Consider the following 21,182-nt stretch of genomic DNA (forward strand, 5'->3'; position numbering starts at 1 on the left):
TTTCCCCCGTGGCAGGCAACCCCAAGCCGGGCGCCGCACTGCGGCTCCCGACCCCCAAGATCCCGAACCTTAGGCATGACAATGGCAACCTGGACCCGCGCCTGTGCGACAGGCGACATCGACCTTGAAGACCTGATCCGTTTTGACCACGGCAGCCAGTCCTTCTGCATCTACCGCAGCCCGGACGACACATTCCACGCCACCGATGGCCATTGCAGCCATGAAAAGGTGCATCTCTGCGACGGGCTGGTGATGGATTTCACCGTCGAATGCCCCAAGCACAACGGCGTCTTTGACTACCGCACCGGCGAGGCGAAACGCGCCCCGGCCTGCATCAATCTGCGCTCCTATCCCGTCAAGGTCGAAGACGGCCAAGTGTATATCGAGATCTGACATGAGCTTCCAACTCGCCGCCTGTGCGGAAATGCTGTGGCGCGACCGCCCGATCGACTGGCGCGCGAGCCGCCTGAGAGAGATGGGCTTCGGTGTCGGCCTGTGGAACTGGCCCGCCTGGGATCTGAAGAAGCTGGAGGCGACCGGCGCCACCTTCACCATCATGAACGGCTATCTTGAAGGCCGCCTGACCGATGCCGAAGGCTGTGCCATGCTGCTGGATTCGGCGGCCGAGACCGCCAAGATCGGCAAGCGGCTGGGCGTTCACCGGCTGAACCTGCATGGCACCGGGCTCGGCGACATGGGCATCCCGATCCCACGGATCGGCGCCTTCGCCCCCGGGATGGAGCAGCGCGCCCGCGACACGCTCCACCGTATCTGCGATCTGGCCGAAGTCGAGGGCCAGGTTTTCACGCTGGAAAACCTCAACCCGATCGACCATCCCGGCTGCCCCTTCGGCTCGACCGCCGCCGTGCTGGCGCTGGTCTCTGCCGTCAACCGCCCGCAGCTGCGCATCAACCTCGACCTCTACCACACCCAGATCGGCGAGGGCGATCTGATCCGCTGGTGCGAGGCCTGTCTGCCCTGGATCGGCGAGGTTCAGGTGGCCGACAATCCGGGCCGCTGCGAGCCGGGCACGGGCGAGATCAACTATGCCGGTGTGGCCAAGGCACTGACGACGATGGGCTATTCCGGCCCGGTCGGGATGGAAGCTTTCGCCAGGGGCGACGAGGAAGCCGCCCTCGACGCTTTCCGCCACGCATTCACGGTGTAATCATGGTCCAGTTTCACAACCGCCCCAACGTCGCCGACATCCGCGCCATGAAGGCGGGCGGCGAGAAAATCTCGATGCTCTACGTCACCACGCTGGAGGAAGCGGCGGCGGCGGATGCGGCGGGCATCCATATGCTGTCGATCGAAAGCCGCTTCTTCAGCCCCGAAATGCGCGAGGCGGCGGGCAAGTGCTTTGTCCAGGTCGGCCTGCCTTACGGCCCCTATGGCGGGCTGGCGACGGCGGAAGATTACCTGCGCGCCGCCTTCAAATTCACCGCGATGGGGGGCGATTGCTTTTATTGCGCGGCGAGCCTCGATATCCAGAAGGCGCTCTGCGACAACCATGTGCCGATCGTGGCGCATGTCGGGCTGATCCCCTCCTATATCACCTGGACCGGTTGGCGTGCGGTGGGCAAGACGGCTGCTGAGGCGCGCGCCGTCTGGGATCACGTCAAGCAGCTGGAAGCCATCGGCTGCTTTGGCGCCGAGCTGGAGGTGGTGCCTGACCGCCTGGGCGAGATGATCTCGAAGAACACCGCGATGATCATGCTGGGCATGGGCGCCGGTCCCGGCGCCGACGCGCAATACCTTTTCGCCGAGGATGTGCTGGGCTGCACCAATGGCCACCGCCCGCGCCACGCCAAGACCTACCGCAACTTTGCCGCCGAATATGCCCGCCTGCAGGCCGAACGGGTGGCGGCCTTCCGCGAGTTCATCGCGGATGTGAACACCGGCGCCTATCCGCAAGCGCAACACAACGTGCCGATGCAAGACGCCGAATTCGACGCTTTCAAGGCCGGCCTCGGCCTGTAACCTCAAGGATAACACATGCTCAACACCGCACTTCTTGGCGCCGGCCGCATCGCCGGCGTCCATGCCACCGCCATTTCCACCCATCCCGGCAGCCGTCTGGTCGCCGTCGCGGACATCAATGCCGAGGCTGCGGCCAAGCTCGCCGCCCAATACGACGCCGCGGTGCGCACGACCGAGGATATCCTCGCCGATGCCTCGATCAACGCGGTGCTGATCGCCACCTCGACCGACACCCATTCCGACCTGATCGAGCGGGCCACCGCCGCCGGCAAGGCCGTTCTGTGCGAAAAGCCGGTCGATCTGTCGCTGGCGCGGGCGCGGGCCTGCCAGAAGGTGGTGGCGGGCCATGGCCGCCCGGTGATGATCGGCTTCAACCGCCGCTTTGACCCGAACTTCGCGGCGCTGAAGGCCGCGCTCGACAAGGGCGAGATCGGCAAGCCGGAACTGCTCTCGATCACCTCTTTCGACCCGGCCCCGCCGCCGGTCGCCTATATCAAGGTTTCGGGCGGGCTGTTCCGCGACATGATGATCCATGACTTCGACATGGCGAATTTCCTGATGGGGGCAGCGCCTGCGACGGTTTCGGCGGTGGGCACCAGCATTGTCGATCCCGCCATCGGGGCTGCGGGCGACGTGGACACGGCCGTTGTCACCCTGACCTATGCCGACGGGCGGATCGCGGTCATCAAGAACTCGCGCCGGGCGGTTTACGGCTATGACCAGCGGGTGGAACTGCTCGGCTCGGAAGGTCTGCTGCAGGCGCAGAACATGCTGGAAAACACCGTGGTCAAATCGACCGTGGCCGGGGTGACCGGGGCCAAGCCGACCTATTTCTTCCTGGAACGCTACATGCCCGCCTACCGCGCCGAATGGGCGGCCTTCGTGGAGGCTGTCAACGCGGGCTCTGTCCTGCCCGTCACCCTGGCCGATGGTGTCGCGGCCCTGGCCATGGCCGAGGCCGCAAGCCTGTCGCTGAAATCCGGCGCGCCGGTGCCGGTGCCGCATATCCTCGCCTGACACAAGATGGCGGGAAGCGGGCGTCCGTCGCCCGGGGCCTGAACGACCGCTTCCCGACCCGGTGCCGCCATGCGAGGTTCGAGAACTGCCCTGACCAGGCAGCTGGATACGGCTCAAGCAAGAGCGCAAAGCCCAGCCCGCAGGGCCCTTCCATGATGGCTTCGACGATCTCTGGCACAAGCCGCGTCAAGCGCATGATCCGCGTCATGCCGGGTGGAGCGATCTTCTTGTGGTCGGCCAAGTCCCCAGTGGTCACGAAATGCCCACTCACCAACATCTCCTTCTGGCGGCCCCACCGCCTCGTGTCCGCCCGGGTTGCCGAGGCGGAGCGGCACCGGAATCGTGACCCTGTCTGCCGGGCGCCCGTCGATCTTCATGCCAGCTTCCGCACCCGCATCTCGCGGGCCAGTCGGGACAGGCCATCTCCCCGAAGCCGAAGCCCCATGTCCTTGGTGGCTTTGTCGGTCCGCACGGTTGGCAACCCGACGATGCGGGCCTGTCCGGCGGGGGAAAGTTCCTGCCACAGGGGATCAAGCTGGATGAGCGCCGCGTGGACCTCGGCGTCGGCGATGTGCTGCCCTGGTCCTTTGCGGGCTTCCAGGTGGCGGCGATGATCGCAGGCTGGCGGAACACCCTGCGCAATTGGTTGCTGACCGCAGTCCCTTCAGCAAGGACGGGGCTTCTTCCGCGATGGGTGGCAGCTCGCATCCTTGGGCTTTCGCTCGGGATGGCGCGCACAACGTCGGTCGTTCGGCCTGCGCCACACGGTCAGGGGGGCGACCGGGAAGAACCCCGGTTTGGCACCGCCTTTCACCCGCGCAACAGTCCCGCATGGGACGGCAGGTGGATCGCGGCAAGAAGCCCGCCGCATCGGGGGGAGGGGGCGAGCTCCAGGCGGCCTCCATAGGCGATGACCAGGTCGGCGGCGATTGCCAGGCCGAGGCCCGCGCCCGGCACGGAAAGGTCGAGCCGCGCGCCGCTTTCCAGGACGCGGGCCCGTTCCGCCTCGGGGATGCCGGGGCCGTCGTCTTCGACGTAAAGCACCACGCCGCCGGGCTCGGCATAGGCGCCGAGGCGGATGGTTGAGCGGCCCCATTTCAGCGCATTGTCCAAAAGGTTGCCCAGCACCTCCTCCAGATCCTGCGGGTCCATCCGGACCTGCAGGTCGGGCGCGGTCGCGATCTCCAGCCTTTTGCCCTGCCGTGCGCACATCGCGCCGAAGAGCCGCCCCAGCCGGTCCACCGTCTGGGCGAGGTTGATCGGCCCGCCCGCGCCTTCGGCCGAGTGGATGGCGCGCATCCGGGCCAGCGACCGCGTCAGTTGCGCATCGAGCCGGTCCAGCGCGTCGAGCGCGGGCCCGACCTCTTGCCCGGTTTCCTCCAGCGAGACCAATTCGTTGCGCAGAATGGCCGCGGGCGTCTTGAGCGCATGGGCGAGGTCGGAGGCCTGACGGCGGGCGCGGGCGACCGTCTCCTTGTTGCGGGCCAGAAGCACGTCGATATCGGCCACCAGGGGCGCCACTTCCGAGGGGTAATCCTGCGGGTCAAGCCGGGCATCGCGGTCCCAGCGCGAGGCGACTTCTTCGCGCAGGCGCGTCAGGGGGCGCAGCACGACCGCCATCTGCAACCAGGCGCTGACGAGGCCGAAGGCCACCACGATGCCAAAGGCGATCAGCAGGCTGTTGCGCGTCTCCTGCCGTTCGGCCAGCAGTTCGTTCAGCGTTTCGGCCACCGTCACGGTCCAGACCGCGCCATCCTCCAGCGTGATGTTCTGCTGCATCCCGCGCAATTCGCCATCCTCGGGGGCCGGGCCGATCCAGCTGACCAGACGATCCGTGGCCGGTGTCGGTGCGGCCAGGATCGCCCCGAACAGCGAGGGCGAGGTATAGACGGTGCCATCCGGGGACCTGGCCTGCCAATACCGGCCCGAATAGGGGCGCTGGTAGGCCGGGTCGATCAGGACCTTTTCCAGCGCCGCCTGATCGCGGGCATCGTCGCTCAGGGCGACGACAAGCTGGGCATGGCGATCCTGCAACTCGCGGTCGAAGCGTTTCAGCGTCACGGCGTCGATATAGGCGAAGAGGGCGAACGACACGACCGCCACCGAAAGGGCCGCCGCCGCCACGGCGTTGATCAAGGCGCGGCGGCGCAGCGACCCCATCAGTCGCGGCCGATCGTGTAGCCCGCGCCGCGCACGGTCTGGATCAGCCCGGCCCCGAGTTTCTTGCGCAGCCGGGTGACGAAGACGGCGATGGTGTTGGAATCCGGGTCGCTGTCATGCGAATAGATGTGCTCGGACAATTCGGTGCGCGACACGAGGCGGCCCGCGTGGTGGAAGAGATAGGAGAGCACCGCCGTCTCCTGCACCGTGAGGTCGACCGGCAGGCCTTCGAGCATGGTGCGGCTGGTCCGGCTGTCGAACACGACGCCGTCCTTTTCGAAGACCGGGTTGGCTTGCCCGGTCGCGCGCCGCAGCATGGCCCGGATGCGGGCCGAAAGTTCGCGCATGTGAAACGGCTTGGTGAGATAATCATCCGCCCCGGCATCGAGCCCATCCACCCGTTCGGACCAGCCATCCCGCGCCGTCAGGATCAGGACCGGGGTGGCGACCCCCGTGGCACGCCATTCCTTCAGCACCGAAAGCCCATCGCGCCCGGGCAGGCCGATGTCGAGCACGATGGCATCATAGGGCTCCACCTCGCCAAGATGGGCGGCCTGCACGCCGTCATGCACCACGTCGACTACGCGGCCCTCGGATTCAAGCACCCGGCGGATCTGCTCGGCCAAAAGGGGCTCGTCCTCCACGATCAACAGCCGCATCGGGCGCCCCGCGCTGACGGCCGGCTATTTGTCGCGGCCATGGCCGTTCCCCCCGGCATTCCCGTTGCCGCCCGAATTCCCGTTGCCGCCGGAATTGCCATTGCCGCCCGAGTTGCCATTGCTTCCCGAATTTCCACCCGCGTTCCCGTTCGATTTGGTGCTGCCTGACGCCGCAGCCGCCGTTGTGGTGCCTGTGGTCGCAGCACTCCCCTGGCTGGCCGCCGCATTTACACCGGAGGCCTCAAGCGAGGAGGGCGCCACCAACGCTCCGCTGGCGGCATCGATCACGACGCTGACCACCTGGCCGGAGGGATTTTTCACCAGCACGCGGTAATAAAGGCCAGATCCCTGGAAGGCGCGGATGTCGAGGACCTCGCCCCGCGCCTGGCCTTGCGCGGTTGTCATGGCGCGGCGCGGATCCTCTGCCGCGCCACTGTCGAGCAGCTGGCGCAACGCGGGACGCGAGACTTCGACGAATGCCTCGCCGTGGGAGGGCCAGGCGAGCAGGACGGCAGGCAACAGGGCAAGGGCAAATGGGACTCGCATGGCACTTCGATAGCAGAAGCATGATGAACCGTCGATGAACGGGCTGTTCGCCGTCGGTTCAAACCACTCCGTCTAAGGTCACAGCATCGATTCGCGGCCTGCTGCCGCGAACCGCTCAGAAGCGGCTCAGAAGGAGAATATTCCATGAGACAGAAATTTGCAGGCCTGATGACGGCCTCGTCCATCGCGATCATGTCCCTGGCGGGGCTGACGGCCTCGGTCTTTATCGTCGCACCCGAGGCTGCGCTGGCCAACCCCGGCAACGGCGGCGGTAACGGCAATGGTGGTGGAAATGGCGGCGGCAACGGCGGTGGCAATGGTGGCGGCCATTCTTCGGGCGGCGCCTCGGAGCATTCCGGCGGCGGCAGTTCGGCCGGTACGCACGACAGCAAGGGCAGCAACAGCAGCGCAAGCGGCGCCGCGAGCAAGGGCTCGGTCCATAGCGAGCTGAAGGGCCTGAACTCGGCCCATGCGAGCCTTACCGCGATGCAGAATGCCGCGCCGAACAGCCGGGTGGGCAAGGTTGCGGCCTACCGCAACGCCGCGCTGGCGACGAATGCGCAGGCCGTCGAACTGGCCGCCAGCGTGAAAGCCTACGAGGACTACCTCGGCAGCTATACCGGCCCCTCCGCGGCAGAACTGCAGAACGAGATCGACGCGGCAAATGCCGCCAATGCCTCGCTGCAGGGCGAGATCGATGCGCTGGACCCGACTTCCGCAACCTATGACGCGGACCGCGCCGCCCTGGAAGCGCAGATGACCGATACCACCGCGCTCAATGCCGACCTGCAGCAGGCCCAGACCTACGAGGAGAATCTGGCCGCCCTGCAAGAAGAGGTCGCGGCAAACCAGACCACCTACGACGCAAACCTCGCAACCGAGCAGCAGACGCTCGACACAGCCGCCGGCGGCCGCACCTTGAGCGATGCCGCATTGGCGGAGCTGCGGCGCGAATTGGGCCTTTAGGGAGTTCCCCTCGCCCTGAGTGGCCCGGTCTCGGGGGGCGAAGACACCTTCGTCCCCCATTCGAGATCCTGCAGCCGTAAAGGTAGGGTGATGCCTTCGACTGGGTGCCAGAGAAGCCGTTCCGCATATTACCCGAGCCCGAAGGTGATCTGGCCTCGTGGCGCACAATACTTATAATCAATGTTTTACACCCTGATATGGCTTGACGCCTGTCACGTCCCTTGCGGGCAGGGCGGGCGTCCAACCCGGGCAGTGTCACGCGGGCCAAGGTCACCTCCACGCTTTGGCTTCTGCGCGCTTTCATTTGGAGGTCACTTTTGAAAAGGACCGAGGAAGGGGCGGGCGAGGGGGGTGAAACCTCCTCACCGGCTGCAAGGCGGAGCGGATGTCGTGCTTAACCCCTCTGCGGCGCCATGAGGTGAGGTTGTGAGAAACCTCCACAGCTTCCGATTGCGCGAACGGCGAGGTTGAATTAGCGTCCAGCCATGCGCCATTCGATGACGGTTTTGTTTTGTGTTTGCCTGTCTCTTGCCCCGTTGGGGGTGCCAGCCCAAGTGGCTGGTCCGCAGGCGTTGACGATCGGGCCGTCGGGTGCCGCCTATCTTGATGCGGTGCGCTACCGCGGGGTCGATGCGGATGTCGGCTACTACGATCCGGTGGGCGCCATGCCGCAGCTTGAGGCCCGGCTGGCCCCCCCGCCGCAGGAGGACCCGGCCGGAAAAGATGGCGCGGCCGATGCCTTCTCGACCGGGCGCATCCTGGTCATTCTGCTCGCCCTCGCCATCCTCACTGGTCTGGCGGCCCTGGTTCTGCGCAACGCGGGCAACTTTTCACTGTCCTTGCAGTCTGAAGCCCAAAACCCGGAGCGGCGGCGAAAGCCCGGGCTGGCGGTCTGCAAGGGCTTGGACGGCCCGCCGGCCGATCTGCAGGCGATCCTGGCGACAACGGACCGGCGGCATGCCCTCGTCATGCTGGCGCGCGCCGCACTGGCCCGGACGGTGGCCGCGAACGGGGTGCTCTTGCAGCCAAGCTGGACGATGCGCGACACCCTGAGCCACATTCCCAAGGCGCAGAGCCATCTTGATGCCTTGCGCAATCTGGTGATCGCCGGCGAAAAGGTGCTTTTCGGAAATCGCGATGTGTCGGAGGTGGACTTTCAGGCGCAGGTGGCCGCGATCCGCCCCATTCTGACCGGAACCGTCACATGACGGCGCGTTCTGTCCCGGCTGGCCTGCCGGTCCGGGCAGATTTCCTGATCATTGCGGTCATCGTGGCGATTGGCCTGGCAGCGACCGGATATGTGCTGTCGCAACGTCAGCAGGCGCTACGCAGCTCTCCCGTGGGGATGGATGGTCTGCAACTCTGGCTCACTGCCGAAGGCGGCAACGCACAGGTCTTTTCCGGCGGATGGCTTGTGAACCCCAGCACCATCGGGCTTCTGGTGGTGCCTTTGCATGACACCGACCTCGATCACGCGCTGGAACCTGCCCGCACCAAGGAGCAGCTTCTGTTCCAGCAGGATGAAAACGACCTCGACTGGGACACGCTTCTGGGCAAGCTGGGTGAGGTGCCCTCCATGATCGTGCTTCCGAAGTGGCGCAGCGGCATGCGGCTGACCGGCATTGCCCATCCGGCGCTTCTGGTCGATGAGGCGCGGGTCAACGCCCTCCTTCACCATCTGACCCGCCTGCCGAGGATCCGGCTTCACCGGAGCCAGGACGCTTTCACGGCGCTGCCTTACCGCGACAAAGCAGGGGCGGAGCTGAAGACCGACCTCTACGCCGCCCAGCTTTTCGATGCCGGTGGCTGCGATCCGATCATCGGGTCGGGGCAGCAGACCCTGCTTGCCTCGTGCCTCGTGCCCGCAGTGCACAAACAGGTCCTGATCCTGTCCGACCCCGATCTTCTGAACAATCATGGCTTGAGGCTGGGCCAGAACGCGACCATCGCGCGCGACGTTCTGGGCTCACTTGCGGGCGAGGGCAGCGTATTCATCGACTACAGCCGTGACAACTGGATTGCGGAGCCTGACGAACCGATCCAGCGCGACCGCACCTGGGCCGATCTGCTGCGGTTCTTCCAGCCGCCGTTCCGCGCCCTGTGGCTCGGCGCGGGGTTCCTGCTTGCCCTGGTGCTGTGGCGATCCGTTTTGCGTGCCGGCCCGGTGAGGCCCGCTCCGGGCGCGGAATTGGGCAAGCTGCAGGCGATCCAGGCCCGGGCGCGCCTGATGCGGCTGACCGGTCAGGATGGCGCCATGATCGGCGATTATGCGACGGCGCGGATTGCGGCCACGGCGGCCCGGCTGGTGGGCCCGGGTCACGCGCGCCAGATCGGTGAGGAACGCGCCTTCCTGCGCTTTGTCGCCCGCCGCCGGGCTGATCTTTCCGTCCGACTGGAAGGGGTGTTGACCCGGTTGCACGGTCTGCCCCGTCGCGTTCCCGCGACGGTGGCGATTGCCCATGTCGACGAGCTTGAACAGATACTGGAGTTGATTGCCAATGACACTTGATACCCTGCGCGAGCGTGCCGATGCGCTGCGCGCCGAAATCGGCCGCACCGTCCTTGGTCAGGAGGACGCGGTCGATCTGCTGCTGGTCGCACTTTTCGCGCGCGGCCATGTCCTGCTCGAGGGGCCGCCCGGCACGGCGAAGACGCTGCTCGCCCGCAGTTTCGCCGCCGCTTTGGCGCTGGATTTCGGACGGGTGCAGTTTACGCCCGATCTGATGCCGGGCGACATCCTTGGCACTTCGATCTTCAACTTCCAGACCAACGCCTTCGTCTTGACCAAGGGGCCGGTGTTCAGTCAGGTCCTGTTGGCCGACGAGATCAACCGCGCCCCGCCCAAGACCCAGGCGGCCCTGCTGCAGGCCATGAACGAACGCACTGTCAGCATCGACGGCATGGACCACTCGCTTGGCAGCGATTTCATCGTCATCGCAACCCAGAACCCCATCGAACAACAGGGCACCTATCCGCTGCCCGAGGCGCAACTCGACCGCTTTCTCTTCAAGCTGGGTATCGAATTTCCGCCCGAGGACATTGAGATGGCGATCCTCAAGCAGCACGCCGCCCAGCCGATCGAGGCGGGACTGGAGACTGCCGGGCTTGCCAAGGTGCTTGACGCGGCGGCTTTGGCGGAGTCGCGTGCGCTCATCGACGGGATCATCCTGAAGGATGACATCCTGGCCTATATCCTGCGGCTTGTCCGCGCGACCCGGGCCAATCCCGAGATTTCGCATGGCGCTTCGACCCGTGCGGCCGATGCGGTGGCGCGGGCGGCGCGCGCGCTGGCGGCACTCAGCGGGCGCGACTACGCCATCCCCGACGACGTGAAACGCCTGTTCGTGCCCGCATTGCGCCACCGGATCGTGCTGGGTCCAGCCGCCGAGATCGAGGGGCGGGACTCGATTCAGGTTCTGGAAAACATCCTCAACCAGATCGAGGCCCCGCGCTGATCCGTCCGGCCCCCAAGCTTCTGAAGGCGGCGGGTGCCGCCCTTGTAGCATCCGTTGCGGCGGGGCTGCTGGGCGGCACTGCGCGGGATCTGGCGCTCGCCCCCTGGGCCGTTCTGGCCGGGATTGCGCTGATCGACCTCGCCCTGTCGCTGACCCGGCGCAAGGCCGTGGTCCTGACCGCACCCCCTGAGGTCTTCGTCGGCGAGACCGTCCCCCTGCGTTTGACCGTAACGCCGGCCCCCGCAGGTTTGACGGCAAGGCTGGACTGGCCCGAAGGACTGTCGGGACCAGGGCAAGGCGCCTTCCTGGACAGCACGGCGACGATCCCGTGCCGGGCGGTCAGACGCGGTGTCTGGACCCTGACCCGCCTTTGGCTGATCTGGCCCTCGCGGCTGAAGTTTTTCGAGTTCACGCCCCGCCTGTCCGTGGCGCTGGAAGTGCGGGTCGTGCCCAACGTCCGGCCGGTGCAATCCGGACAGATCACCAGCACCGTCCTGTCCACGCTCTATGGCGTGAAGGAAAACCGCGCCATCGGGGAGGGGTCCGAGTTTCACCAGCTTCGCGATTTCGTCCGCGGCATGGACGTCAAGACGATCGACTGGAAACGGTCGGCACGCCGCCGCTCGCTTCTGGCCCGGGAGCTGCAGGCCGAACGCAACCACCATGTCGTCCTGGCACTCGACACCGGATATCTGATGCGCGAGGACATCGCGGGCGTGGCCAAGATCGACCACGCCATCACGGCGGCGCTTGCCACTGCCTGGGCTGCGGCGATCGGCGGAGATTTGGTCGGCTACTTTGCCTATGACGCGCGTCCGCGCGCTTTCGCGGCCCCACAGCCCGGCCGCATCGCCTTTCCGCGCCTGCGCAGCTGGAGTGCGAGCCTGTCCCTGACGGGACGCGAGACCAACCACACCCTGGCCTTGACCGAGTTGAACGCCCGCACGCCGAAACGCAGCCTGATCATCATCTTTACCGATTTCGTCGACACCACCTCGGCCGAATTGATGATCGAGAACATCGGCATTCTGGCGCGGCGGCATCTCGTGGTTTTCGTCACGATCCGCGATCCCGATCTGGAAAGCATCGTCGACCGCGCGGCTGGTGATCTGAACGATGTGGCCACTCTTGTCGCGACCAACCAATGGGTGCAGGACCGCCGCCGCGCGCTGGAGCGTCTGGTCCGACTGGGCGTGACCATCGTGGACGCAGCGCCCAAAACGGTGACGGCAAAGCTGGTCTCGACCTATCTCGAGATCAAGTCGAAGGATTTGATCTGATGGAGCAGACCCATCTTCTGCGCTCTGCCCGGTTCCGCGCCGAACGCGAGGCGGACTGGCAATTGCTGGAAACCCTGGTCGCGCAGGCCGAGCGGCGCGGGCTGCACCGGATGGATTTCGCGGCCGCCCGCGATCTTGCGGCCAGCTACCGCCGCGCCACCAGTTCGCTGGCCATCGCGCGGGAAATCTCGCTCGACCGCGCCCTTCTGGATTATCTGGAAGCCCTGACCGCGCGCGCCTACCTGTGCGTCTATGCCCCGCAAGAGCGGCTGGGCGGTCTGGTACGCCGGTTCTTCACCGCTTCGGCGCCGCAGGCGGTCCGGCGGTCCTGGATCTTCATCGCGATCGGATTTCTGTGCCTGGCGCTCGGCGCCCTGACCGGCTTTCTGCTGTTCGCCGAGAATGAAGCGTGGTTTTTCGTCTTCATGCCGTCCGAGTTCGTCGCCGGTCGCACACCCGGGGCATCCACCAGCTACTTGCGTTCGGTCATCTACGACGGCAATCCCGAACATTCCGGTCTTGGCGCTTTGGCGACATTCCTCTTTTCGCACAACACGCGCATCGCGATCTTCATCTTCGGGCTCGGTGTGTTCCTGTGCGCCCCGGCCATCGTCCTGACCTTCTACAACGGCCTGGGCGTTGGCGCGATGATGGCGCTGCACGTCAACCGCGGGCTGGGGTGGGACATGGGGGGATGGCTGTCCATCCATGGCGTGACGGAGTTTTCCGCCATCTGCATCGCCTGCGGTGGTGGCATTAAACTGGGCGCAGCGATCCTGTTTCCGGGCCCGCTGAGCCGAAGCGAGGCCCTGCGGCTGGCCGGGCGCGACGCGGTGAAACTGGCGCTGGTGGCTTCGGTCATGCTGATCGTGGCCGCCCTGCTGGAGGGCTACCTGCGTCAGATGGTGCAGGACATGCACGCGCGCTACGCCATCGGTTGGGGGATAGGGCTTTTGTGGCTGGCTTGGCTGGTCTTGGCCGGACGGGAGCGCACATGAGGATCTTTCGCCGCCGCAAGGACCGCCCCTCGCCAGACACGATCCTTGCGCCCGAGGGCGTCCTGCTGACGCTGCGGGTCGCGGGCCTCGGCGTGCGGCTGGCCGCGCAGATCACGGACGTGCTCATCACGGTCACGGCCTCCGGCTGCATCCTGATCCTGCTCGGCCTTTTGCGGCTGACCGAGCCACAGACCCTTTTCGGCATCGGCGCGATGCTGTTCTTCCTGACCCGCGTCCCCTATTATGTCATCACGGAACTGGTCTGGAACGGTCAGACACTCGGCAAACGCCTGATGAAGATCAAGGTCGTCTCGCATGATGGCCGCTCCTTGAGCACACATGCCATCGTGCTGCGCAACCTGATGAAAGAGGCGGAGATCTTTCTGCCGGGCACCCTGCTTCTGACCCTTGATGCGGCCTCACCGACATCCTCGCTTATCGCCTTTTCCTGGGTGGTGATGGCGTTCCTGATCCCGCTTTTCAACAGGCACCGCCAACGGCTGGGGGATCTGCTGGCCGGAACCCACGTCATTCACCTTCCGCAACCGGTGCTGCTGAAAGACCTCGCAAGCCAGACGCCGCAGATGGTGCGGGATGGGCGCAAACTGACCTTCCTCGCCTACCAACTGGACCACTACGGCGCCTTCGAACTGCAGACGCTGGAGGGGCTTCTGCGCGTTGAGGATCAGGAAATGTCGCCTGTGGCCTATGCGAACCACCGCAAGATCCAGGCCGAAATCATCGAGAAGATCCGCCGCAAGATCGGTTACGCGGATCCGGTCCTGCCCGAGGATCACACCGATTTCCTGAAGGCATTTTACACCGCGCAGCGCGCCCATCTGGAGCAACGCCAGCTTTTTGGCGACCGTCGTGCCGACAAGCACCACGCCGGGACGGACGCCCCAACGTGAGCAATTTGCAACATCTATCGCTCAGGTTGTCGCGCGGCTTGAAGTCAAACGCGCGTTGGAGTCTTCTGGCCTGAGACAATCGTGAAGCCCGATGGCGTCCGGTACATTTGGCAAGCGTTGGCTGGCAACTCACCATATTGATCGCGAGGGTTCTTTATGACTGTTTCCCCCACCCTGCAGACGGGCGCGCCGCTGGGCGTCGGTTCCATCGTCGGCGAAAGTTTTACGATCCTGATGCGGCATATTCTATCGGTCCTGCTTTTGGCAGTCGTCCCGACGCTGCTAGGTTTTTTGGTCTCCGCTGCCTTGCTCGGCTGGGGCGCCTCCCTGGGCATTGACAAAAAGCCACTTGTCGAACCGGCAGATTTCGTTCCCACGGTGCTGTCGATCATTTTTCAGGTGGTGGCCAATGGTCTGACCACGGCGCTGATTGTGCAGCTGGCCTACGATGCCAAGCTGCAACGTCCCCTGAAACTCGGCCGTTACGTCGGTCCTGCCGTGCGGGCCGCTGTGCCGATCGCGATACTGGGGGTGGTTTCGACCTTGATCATGGGCATCGGGCTGGCCGCGCTGGTTGTTCCGGGCCTTTGGGCTTACGCGGTGTTCTCGATGATGCCGGCGGCCGTGGTGATTGAAAAGGTCGGCTTCGGGGGGCTTGGCCGCAGCGCGTCCCTGACCAAGGAGTACCGCTGGCCGATCCTCGGGACCTTTGTGGTGATCTTTATCGTCATCGTGGGCATCAATCTGGTCTCGAACCTGTTGATCCGTTTGCTGGTCGGCGGCCTGGCAGGCGGCGCTGCCGGCATGGTGATCGGCGGGCTGGCCCTCACGATGACCACCGCCCTTGGATATGGCCTCAGCTCCGTCGCCGTCGCACTGATCTACGCACGCTTGCGCGAGATCAAGGAAGGCACGAGCGTGCGCGACATCGCCGCGGTCTTCGACTGATCCGCATGCAACCGCCCGGTGGCCCCGCTCGGGCCGCCGGGCCATGCGCCCCTTCCACTCTGACGGGGCCGGCATTGAGGCGGCTGTTCTCCACCCCGGTAGGCTCGCTCACGCTGGATAAAAGGTGGCTACAAGGTCAAATCAGGCCATGATCGCGGCAGGTCCCACGATCTGAATATTCAGCCCCGCGCCTGGGAACCGAAAGTCTTGATTGGGCGTTAAGGCGGCGCCAAAATTGAGCGGCTTGGTTTTCGCAGTCGACGTGTCGCGGTTTCCGCGGTGGGACTGCTGGGATTGCATACGGAAGCATCGGGATGGGGGTGCCATGTGGGCTGGTTTGCTTGACAGGTTGCTGCGCGATCTGGTGGGGGAGGGCAGCCTGACCCTTGCCACGCCCGACGGCAGGACCCGACGTTACGGAGATGGTCCCGCGCCCGAAGTGGTCCTGCGCATCACCGATCCGGCGCTGCTGCGACAGCTTGTGCTGCAACCGGACCTGGCCCTGGGCGAGGGCTACATGAACGGCACCCTCCTCGTCGAGGGCGACGACCTGCACAGCATGTTCGCGCTTCTGCTCGCCAATGTCAGGCGGGCGCCGAGCAACTGGCGCAACCGCCTTCTGTCGGTCAGCGCCTTGTTTCGCCGGGTGGCGCAGTTCAACCCGATGGGCCGGGCGCGTGCCAACGTGGCGCATCACTACGATCTTTCGGGTGAGCTCTATGACCTGTTCCTCGACGCGGACCGCCAGTATTCCTGCGCCTACTTCCGCACCCCCGGCATGACCCTGGAAGCGGCGCAGCGCGCGAAGAAAGAGCATATCGCCCACAAGCTGCTGTTGCAGCCGGGGATGACCGTGCTGGACATCGGATGCGGCTGGGGCGGGCTGGCGCTGACCCTGGCGCAGGACTACGGCGCCCGGGTCCTCGGTGTCACGCTCAGCGTCGAACAGCACAAGATCGCCTGCGAGCGGGCCGCCCGCGCCGGGCTGTCGGATCGGGTGGAGTTTCGCCTGGCCGATTACCGCACCGTGACCGGGACTTTTGACCGCATCGTCTCGGTCGGCATGTTCGAACATGTCGGCATCCCGCATTACGGCGAGTATTTCCGCAACGTCCACGACCGGCTGGCCCCGGAAGGCGTGGCCTTGATCCACTACATCGGGCGGATCGACCGGCCCGGCGCGACCAGCCCCTGGATCACCAAATACATCTTCCCCGGTGGCTATTGCCCGGCCCTGTCCGAGGTGATGCCCGCCATCGAGAAACAGGCGCTGTACAATACCGATATCGAGGTCTGGCGCCTGCACTATGCCGAGACGCTGCGTCATTGGCAGGAGCGTTTCATGGCCAATATCGACAGGGCCCGCGCGCTTTACGATGACCGCTTCTGCCGGATGTGGCGCTATTATCTGGTGGCCTCAGAGCAGACCTTCCGCCACTTTAACCAATGCGTCTTCCAGATCCAGCTTGCGCACAAGCAGGAAGTCGTCCCCCTCACGCGCGACTATCTCTACCCGTCCTCGCCCTGCGCCACGCAGGAAGACCGCGCGCTCGCCGCCGAATAGCGGCCTGTGCCGAGGCCACTTTGAGACATTGCGGCATTCCGGGGGGCGTTGATCATACGCCACACCGGGCCTGAAAGGGGCCGCAAATTCGGGGTCAACGGGTTCTGACCCTCGGTGCAGGACGGGGTCAGTAGGAAGCCACCAGATAGGCGATGATCGCTTTTGCATCCGCCTCGGATATCGGCGCGCCATAGACCTTGATCATCTTGGTGACTTCGCCGGTCCAGAACTTTTCGCCCATATGTGGCGGCTGATAGTTGATGTAGTCGGTCGAGTGGCAGGTGGCGCAATTGGCCTCTGCCACATCGACCCCCGGCCCGGGCTGAAAGGTCGCGGTCTCATCGGGCAGGGTGTAAGTGACGGGGCTGGCCAGGCCGGAGAGGGGCAGGACCGCCAAGATGAAGGCGCCGGCACTGCGTGACATTCGGTTCATGCTGACCTCCTCAGGCGACGGTGATCCTGGTGGTTTCGACGCAATTGCGCGCATAGCCCGACGGGTTCCACAGCGGCTCCATCGGTTGGCTCTGCCCGATCCTGTTGACGGCGCGCACCTTGATGGCACTGTCACCCTTGGCAACCGTCACCACGGCAGTCCAGGCGCGGAAGGCGTATTTTCCCAGATCATCGCCGAGTTTCGCGCCCGTCCACGTCGCACCGCCATCGGTGGACAGGTCGACGTCGGTGATGCCGTAGCCACCGTCAAAGGCTATGCCACGCAAGGTCAGCGGTCCCGGCGTCACCTTTGCACCATCCCGAACATTGGTGATGAAGGACCGGACGCCGAACCGGTTGATCGGAACCGAGGACAGAACCGTCTCTCCCGGCTCCACGCAGGCGCAGGCATTGTCGGGGATGCGGTAGGCCTTGGTCATCCAGAAGGAATCCAGCGCCTCATCCAGCACGGTGATCTTGCTGAGGTGCTTGACCCAATAGGTGCCGAAATAGCCCGGCACGACCAGCCGGACCGGAAAGCCGTTCAGCCAGGGCAAGTCCTCGCCGTTCATGTGCCACGCGATCATCACCTCGCCGTCGCGGGCATGGCCGATGTCGAGCGACTTGATGAAATCGGGGGTGTCGTCCAGCACCGGGCCGTCAAGCCCTTCGAAAGCCACGAATTTTGCCGTATCGCCCACGCCCGCCCTGTCGAGCAGGGTTTTGAGGGGGACCCCCTTCCAGATCGCACACCCCATCAGGCCATTGCCCGCCTGACCCCCGCCGTCGCGCGGGACGGCGAAGCCGCGGCTGTTGCCTGAGCATTGGTGAACAGCCGCAAGCTCGACCGCGTCCAGCGCCTTCAGCTCTGCCAGACTGATCCTGAAAGGCGCCGTGACGCTGCCGCCGATCTCGATCTGGTAGGTGGCAGGGTCAATCTCCGTCGGGATCCCGGCCAGATGGTAGCGCACAAAGAAGGCGTCGTTCGGGGTGAAAAGGCTTTCATCGAAGACCGCGAACGGGGTTTCAAGCTGGGGCGGCCGGGCGGACAGCTCCAGCATCGGCCGCTTGCCGGGATAGGCCACGAGATCGCGGTCGCCGTTGGCGAAGGGTAGCGATGCCGTCTCGGCCAGGGCCGAGGGCCAGGGCCGCACCCCCCGCGGTCATTAGCACGTGCCGTCTGGTCGTCATGTTACCCTCGCTGGTTGATCCTGCTGCGCCGCGCCGTGCCGGACGGCGCCCGCGCGCTCACTTCGTTTGCCGCGCGTTGTGGATGTGAAGAAAGGCTTTGTCGGGCACGAATCCCGCCCGGTTTGGCATCTGGACCTTCGGAAGGCTGGTCCGGTCCAGCACGTCATCCGGGCCGACAATGCCATTCAGGCTCAGGATATAGGCGGAAACCGCATAGACCTCGTCGTCGCTCAGCGTTCCGGGTGCGCTGTAGGGCATGGCGCGGCGCACATAGTCGAAAAGGGTGGTGGCATAGGGCCAGTAGCTTCCCACCGTCTTGACCGGCTTGTCCGATGCGAGCGTGCCGATGCCGCCAAAGAGCCGCCCGCCGATGCCGCCCTCGCCCTTGTCGCCGTGGCAGGCTGCGCAGGTGTCCGCGAAGACCTGTTCCCCGCGTTTTGCGGTGCCGCTGCCCATCGGCAGGCCGGTTCCGTCGGGCAAGACGTCGATATCCCAGAGCGCCACTTCAGCCGCTGTCGCGGGACGCCCGAACTCCTCGGCCCGCGCGCCGGTGCCAAGGCCGAGGCCAAGGGCCACCAAGCTTGTCCCGCAGATCCTAAGCCAGAACATTGCGCACGTTTCCTTCTGCATCGATGGCCCAGGTCTGCTGGGCATTGAAATGGAAAAGCGCGTTGGTGCCTGTTTTCGCGATGAAATCGGCGCGGTTGGGCTGGAGGTTTCCCGCCTCATCGGTGGCGCGGCTCACGATTTTCGTGGGCGCCCCGTCCCATTGCCACCCGGTCTGAAACCGGGTCTGCGCCTTGGGAAGGGCTGCGGGGCCGATATCGGCATCCCGCCATGTGGCCCCGCCATCGGTGCTGATTTCCACCCGGACGATCCGCCCAAACCCGCTCCATGCCAGACCGGTGAGCCGGTTGTGGCCCTTCCTGATCTGCATCATGCCGGAAGGCGAGGTGATGACCGAATTCACCTCCTGACGCAGCTGAAACTGGCGTGCATGGCCATCGGCCTGAAGCTGGGTGTACCGCGCCGTTTCCCATCGGGTCATGAAGGGCTGGTTGCCGAATTTCAGGCGCCGCAACCACTTGATGTTCAGGGTGCCCTCAAAGCCCGGCAGAAACAGCCGCAGTGGAAACCCATGCGCTGGGCGCAGGGCTTCGCCGTTCTGGCCATAGGCCAGCATGCCTTCCGCGATGATCTCATCCGTCAGGGGAATGCTGCGGGCCACGGCCGCGCCATCCCCGCCTTCGGCCAGCATCCAGGTTGATGCGGGGTCAACCCCGACGTGATCAATCAGGAAGGCCAGCGGGACCCCGGTCCATTCATGCGTGCTGATCAGGCCATGCGTGTTCTGCACCGTCAGATCGGGCGCCGCCGCTTTCCAGTTCTCCCAGCCGTTGCCCGTGCATTCCAGAAAGGCCACGCGCGACACCGACGGCATCGCACGGATGTCGTCCATGTCAAGCACGATGGCCTTCCGGACCATGCCGTGGACCAAGACGCGATGGACGGCAGGATCAATGTCCGGCACGCCGGCATGGCTGCGTTCGTAATGCAGGTCTGAGGGCGTGATCGTCCCGACCAGTTTTTGCAGCGGGGTTTTGGAATTGATCGCCTCTTCCGGGTCGACGTTGCTGTGGCCCGGCGAGGATTCGAGGACCCTCCCGATGTCAACGAACTCCGACCTTGCGCTGGTGGCCGACAGCGGGGCGCCGGGCCCGCGCGCCGGAACATCGGCAAGGCTGTCCGCCATCGCCCTGCTGGCGAGGGAAGCAACCGCGACACCCCCCGTACCTGCGGCAAGAAAGTGTCGCCGCGTCAGGGTTTCGGGTCGTGTGACGGAGGGGGCGATCGGATCGGTGGGCGTCGTCACATCAATTCTCCAGTCTGGGCGAAGGGCCTGGGCATGATCTTCCGGGCAGGTCCCGACATGACAATCGGTCCCGGTCGGATCGCGTCACGCGAGGGCGTCAGACCAGCCTCCCCATCTGCGGTGTCTTGGCGAGGCCCGGGGTCAGGATAGGTTTGGCCCCTGAAATGCGCGAATGAAACGGTGTGAGTTGATGTTGAAAACCGTGCCGCTCACCCGATCTCGCCCGCTTTCACCAGGTCTCCTTGGCGAGGTCCGCGGCAGTGGCTTATGAAAGGTTCAGGACTTATCGGAGACCGCGAAAATGGAGCGCCACATCGTCGGGCCGGGTTGGATCTGCCGCTTCGGCAGCTATCGCGGAACAGGGATGCGCGGGGCTGCAAGCCTCCCCTTCGTCATGCACGCGCCGATGTTGCGGCACTACGTTCCGCAAGCGGATCGGGCCGGTTTTGACCGGAAGGGTCAACCGATCGGCCGCAGGACGGCGTGAAACCTGCGGATGCCTCGATTTGAGACCGGGCCTGCCTGTCCCCTCCCCGTGACAGACCGGGACCTGCGCCACGCGGTTGATCTGTTCCCGCGTGGCGCTTTTTGGCGCCCTCCAGTGCCGAAAGGAGCGTGCGATGCATCCCATGCGCATGCGGTCAATGCGACCGGAGATGGTCCGGGCGCCAATTCCTGAAAGGGCTTTTTCCCATGACAGTATCCGACTTGCCGGCAACCCAGACCGCTGCGCGGACGGCGCGCGACATCATCGGCCCGTCGCCGCTGGTGGCGATCCAGAACGAACCGCCGGCGAAGCTGATCGTTGATCCGCCGCTTGCGGGCCCCCTGGCGCAGGGAAGGGTGTTCATCCAGTACCGGACAGAGAACCTGCGCGTGGTGCCGGTGTTCGGCCCGGGTGCCATGGATGTGTCGCCCCGGATCGGTCATGTCCACATCACGGTGGATGATCTGCCCTGGCATTTTGTCGATGCGACGGGCCAGACGATCATCGTGGTCGGCCTGACCTCCGGCCCTCACAAAGTCCTGGTCGAGCTGGCCGATCCCACGCATCACGTGATCGACCGGCAGATCGTGAGCTTTGACGTGCCCTAGCCGGGATTGCCCGGCGAGGCGCATCGGCCTTCCCCCGAAAAGGCCTCGGCCCGGACCCCAGGAGGCCGGGCCGTTCTGCCGTCCTCCCCGCGACGGGCGCAAATGCG

The 21,182-nt window shown here is 65.3% G+C and carries 22 protein-coding genes; 15 read left to right on the plus strand and 7 right to left on the minus strand.

Annotation, left to right across the window (positions count from 1 at the left end; all coding sequences use genetic code 11):
• Positions 1-81: 81 nt before the first annotated feature.
• Genes AC1DVR_RS14385 through iolG form a run of 4 tightly spaced genes read left to right on the plus strand, consistent with a single transcriptional unit; the run spans position 82 to position 2,997 of the window.
• Positions 82-393 (plus strand): MocE family 2Fe-2S type ferredoxin, encoded by a 312-nt coding sequence (locus tag AC1DVR_RS14385; protein WP_478001279.1) that lies wholly within the window; start codon positions 82-84, stop codon positions 391-393.
• A 1-nt stretch (position 394) separates the two neighbouring features.
• Positions 395-1,168 (plus strand): TIM barrel protein, encoded by a 774-nt coding sequence (locus tag AC1DVR_RS14390; protein ID WP_478001280.1) that lies wholly within the window; start codon positions 395-397, stop codon positions 1,166-1,168.
• A gap of 2 nt (positions 1,169-1,170) precedes the next feature.
• Positions 1,171-1,980, plus strand: a complete 810-nt coding sequence (locus AC1DVR_RS14395; RefSeq protein ID WP_478001281.1) for a 3-methyl-2-oxobutanoate hydroxymethyltransferase — start codon at positions 1,171-1,173, stop codon at positions 1,978-1,980.
• 15 nt (positions 1,981-1,995) lie between these two features.
• A complete protein-coding gene (iolG, locus tag AC1DVR_RS14400) occupies positions 1,996-2,997 on the plus strand; it encodes an inositol 2-dehydrogenase (protein WP_478001282.1) in 1,002 nt (333 codons plus the stop codon).
• An 810-nt stretch (positions 2,998-3,807) separates the two neighbouring features.
• On the opposite strand, the gene AC1DVR_RS14405 is transcribed toward iolG, so the two are convergent.
• From AC1DVR_RS14405 to AC1DVR_RS14415, 3 genes are read right to left on the minus strand one after another with little or no spacing between them, the layout of a single operon-like run.
• A complete protein-coding gene (locus AC1DVR_RS14405; protein ID WP_478001283.1) occupies positions 3,808-5,157 on the minus strand; it encodes a sensor histidine kinase in 1,350 nt (449 codons plus the stop codon).
• Positions 5,157-5,816 carry a response regulator gene (locus AC1DVR_RS14410; RefSeq protein ID WP_478001284.1) on the minus strand — a complete coding sequence of 220 codons (660 nt, stop codon included), beginning with the start codon at positions 5,814-5,816 and terminating at the stop codon, positions 5,157-5,159. The genes AC1DVR_RS14405 and AC1DVR_RS14410 overlap by 1 nt, the downstream gene beginning before the upstream one ends.
• 24 nt (positions 5,817-5,840) lie before the next feature.
• Entirely contained in the window at positions 5,841-6,362 is a 522-nt protein-coding gene (locus AC1DVR_RS14415) for a PepSY domain-containing protein (RefSeq protein ID WP_478001285.1), read from the minus strand.
• Between the two features lie 144 nt (positions 6,363-6,506).
• Here AC1DVR_RS14415 and AC1DVR_RS14420 point away from each other — a divergent pair, with 144 nt between their 5' ends.
• The 9 genes from AC1DVR_RS14420 (at position 6,507) to AC1DVR_RS14460 (ending at position 16,484) form a co-directional block, all read left to right on the plus strand.
• Positions 6,507-7,328 (plus strand): hypothetical protein, encoded by an 822-nt coding sequence (locus AC1DVR_RS14420; protein ID WP_478001286.1) that lies wholly within the window; start codon positions 6,507-6,509, stop codon positions 7,326-7,328.
• Positions 7,329-7,882: 554 nt separating this feature from the next.
• The gene (locus AC1DVR_RS14425) at positions 7,883-8,536 is read left to right on the plus strand and encodes a DUF4129 domain-containing protein (RefSeq protein WP_478001287.1); all 654 of its coding nucleotides are present in this window, start codon (positions 7,883-7,885) and stop codon (positions 8,534-8,536) included.
• The gene (locus tag AC1DVR_RS14430) at positions 8,533-9,837 is read left to right on the plus strand and encodes a hypothetical protein (protein WP_478001288.1); all 1,305 of its coding nucleotides are present in this window, start codon (positions 8,533-8,535) and stop codon (positions 9,835-9,837) included. The genes AC1DVR_RS14425 and AC1DVR_RS14430 overlap by 4 nt, the downstream gene beginning before the upstream one ends.
• Positions 9,827-10,783: an AAA family ATPase gene (locus AC1DVR_RS14435; protein ID WP_478001289.1), complete on the plus strand. Its 957-nt coding sequence runs from the start codon at positions 9,827-9,829 to the stop codon at positions 10,781-10,783. Before AC1DVR_RS14430 ends, AC1DVR_RS14435 begins: the two co-directional genes overlap by 11 nt.
• Before the next feature lie 167 nt (positions 10,784-10,950).
• Positions 10,951-12,063, plus strand: coding sequence for a DUF58 domain-containing protein (locus AC1DVR_RS14440; protein ID WP_478001290.1), 1,113 nt, complete (start codon positions 10,951-10,953; stop codon positions 12,061-12,063).
• Positions 12,063-13,061, plus strand: coding sequence for a stage II sporulation protein M (locus AC1DVR_RS14445; RefSeq protein WP_478001291.1), 999 nt, complete (start codon positions 12,063-12,065; stop codon positions 13,059-13,061). Before AC1DVR_RS14440 ends, AC1DVR_RS14445 begins: the two co-directional genes overlap by 1 nt.
• Entirely contained in the window at positions 13,058-13,972 is a 915-nt protein-coding gene (locus AC1DVR_RS14450; protein ID WP_478001292.1) for an RDD family protein, read from the plus strand. Before AC1DVR_RS14445 ends, AC1DVR_RS14450 begins: the two co-directional genes overlap by 4 nt.
• A gap of 156 nt (positions 13,973-14,128) precedes the next feature.
• Positions 14,129-14,920 carry a hypothetical protein gene (locus tag AC1DVR_RS14455; RefSeq protein ID WP_478001293.1) on the plus strand — a complete coding sequence of 264 codons (792 nt, stop codon included), beginning with the start codon at positions 14,129-14,131 and terminating at the stop codon, positions 14,918-14,920.
• A 325-nt stretch (positions 14,921-15,245) separates the two neighbouring features.
• Complete coding sequence (locus tag AC1DVR_RS14460) at positions 15,246-16,484, plus strand: class I SAM-dependent methyltransferase (RefSeq protein WP_478001294.1); 1,239 nt, start codon at positions 15,246-15,248, stop codon at positions 16,482-16,484.
• Between the two features lie 127 nt (positions 16,485-16,611).
• Here the strand turns inward: AC1DVR_RS14460 and sorB are convergent, their stop codons facing one another.
• From sorB to soxC, 4 genes are all read right to left on the minus strand, one after another.
• Positions 16,612-16,917, minus strand: a complete 306-nt coding sequence (gene sorB, locus AC1DVR_RS14465) for a SorB family sulfite dehydrogenase c-type cytochrome subunit (protein WP_478001295.1) — start codon at positions 16,915-16,917, stop codon at positions 16,612-16,614.
• Positions 16,918-16,927: 10 nt separating this feature from the next.
• Positions 16,928-18,070, minus strand: a complete 1,143-nt coding sequence (gene sorA, locus AC1DVR_RS14470) for a SorA family sulfite dehydrogenase catalytic subunit (RefSeq protein WP_478001296.1) — start codon at positions 18,068-18,070, stop codon at positions 16,928-16,930.
• Positions 18,071-18,164: 94 nt separating this feature from the next.
• Entirely contained in the window at positions 18,165-18,716 is a 552-nt protein-coding gene (locus tag AC1DVR_RS14475; RefSeq protein WP_478001297.1) for a c-type cytochrome, read from the minus strand.
• Positions 18,703-19,980 carry a sulfite dehydrogenase gene (gene soxC, locus AC1DVR_RS14480; protein ID WP_478001298.1) on the minus strand — a complete coding sequence of 426 codons (1,278 nt, stop codon included), beginning with the start codon at positions 19,978-19,980 and terminating at the stop codon, positions 18,703-18,705. The genes AC1DVR_RS14475 and soxC overlap by 14 nt, the downstream gene beginning before the upstream one ends.
• A 301-nt stretch (positions 19,981-20,281) precedes the next feature.
• On the opposite strand from soxC, the gene AC1DVR_RS14485 reads away from it, so the two are divergent.
• Both AC1DVR_RS14485 and AC1DVR_RS14490 read left to right on the plus strand, forming a co-directional pair.
• The gene (locus tag AC1DVR_RS14485; RefSeq protein ID WP_478001299.1) at positions 20,282-20,467 is read left to right on the plus strand and encodes a hypothetical protein; all 186 of its coding nucleotides are present in this window, start codon (positions 20,282-20,284) and stop codon (positions 20,465-20,467) included.
• Between the two features lie 206 nt (positions 20,468-20,673).
• Entirely contained in the window at positions 20,674-21,075 is a 402-nt protein-coding gene (locus tag AC1DVR_RS14490; RefSeq protein WP_478001300.1) for a DUF6130 family protein, read from the plus strand.
• Positions 21,076-21,182: the final 107 nt, after the last annotated feature.

The sequence above is a fragment of the Rhodobacter sp. P2_H5 genome, assembly GCF_056403335.1.

Bases quoted from the DNA above. Each gene is read 5' to 3' on its own strand.
- AC1DVR_RS14385 (WP_478001279.1), top strand. From the start codon at position 82: ATGGCAACCTGGACCCGCGCCTGTGCGACAGGCGACATCGACCTTGAA.
- AC1DVR_RS14390 (WP_478001280.1), top strand. From the start codon at position 395: ATGAGCTTCCAACTCGCCGCCTGTGCGGAAATGCTGTGGCGCGACCGC.
- AC1DVR_RS14395 (WP_478001281.1), top strand. From the start codon at position 1,171: ATGGTCCAGTTTCACAACCGCCCCAACGTCGCCGACATCCGCGCCATG.
- iolG (WP_478001282.1), top strand. From the start codon at position 1,996: ATGCTCAACACCGCACTTCTTGGCGCCGGCCGCATCGCCGGCGTCCAT.
- AC1DVR_RS14405 (WP_478001283.1), bottom strand. From the start codon at position 5,157: ATGGGGTCGCTGCGCCGCCGCGCCTTGATCAACGCCGTGGCGGCGGCG.
- AC1DVR_RS14410 (WP_478001284.1), bottom strand. From the start codon at position 5,816: ATGCGGCTGTTGATCGTGGAGGACGAGCCCCTTTTGGCCGAGCAGATC.
- AC1DVR_RS14415 (WP_478001285.1), bottom strand. From the start codon at position 6,362: ATGCGAGTCCCATTTGCCCTTGCCCTGTTGCCTGCCGTCCTGCTCGCC.
- AC1DVR_RS14420 (WP_478001286.1), top strand. From the start codon at position 6,507: ATGAGACAGAAATTTGCAGGCCTGATGACGGCCTCGTCCATCGCGATC.
- AC1DVR_RS14430 (WP_478001288.1), top strand. From the start codon at position 8,533: ATGACGGCGCGTTCTGTCCCGGCTGGCCTGCCGGTCCGGGCAGATTTC.
- AC1DVR_RS14435 (WP_478001289.1), top strand. From the start codon at position 9,827: ATGACACTTGATACCCTGCGCGAGCGTGCCGATGCGCTGCGCGCCGAA.
- AC1DVR_RS14445 (WP_478001291.1), top strand. From the start codon at position 12,063: ATGGAGCAGACCCATCTTCTGCGCTCTGCCCGGTTCCGCGCCGAACGC.
- AC1DVR_RS14450 (WP_478001292.1), top strand. From the start codon at position 13,058: ATGAGGATCTTTCGCCGCCGCAAGGACCGCCCCTCGCCAGACACGATC.
- AC1DVR_RS14455 (WP_478001293.1), top strand. From the start codon at position 14,129: ATGACTGTTTCCCCCACCCTGCAGACGGGCGCGCCGCTGGGCGTCGGT.
- AC1DVR_RS14460 (WP_478001294.1), top strand. From the start codon at position 15,246: ATGTGGGCTGGTTTGCTTGACAGGTTGCTGCGCGATCTGGTGGGGGAG.
- sorB (WP_478001295.1), bottom strand. From the start codon at position 16,917: ATGAACCGAATGTCACGCAGTGCCGGCGCCTTCATCTTGGCGGTCCTG.
- AC1DVR_RS14475 (WP_478001297.1), bottom strand. From the start codon at position 18,716: ATGTTCTGGCTTAGGATCTGCGGGACAAGCTTGGTGGCCCTTGGCCTC.
- AC1DVR_RS14485 (WP_478001299.1), top strand. From the start codon at position 20,282: ATGGAGCGCCACATCGTCGGGCCGGGTTGGATCTGCCGCTTCGGCAGC.
- AC1DVR_RS14490 (WP_478001300.1), top strand. From the start codon at position 20,674: ATGACAGTATCCGACTTGCCGGCAACCCAGACCGCTGCGCGGACGGCG.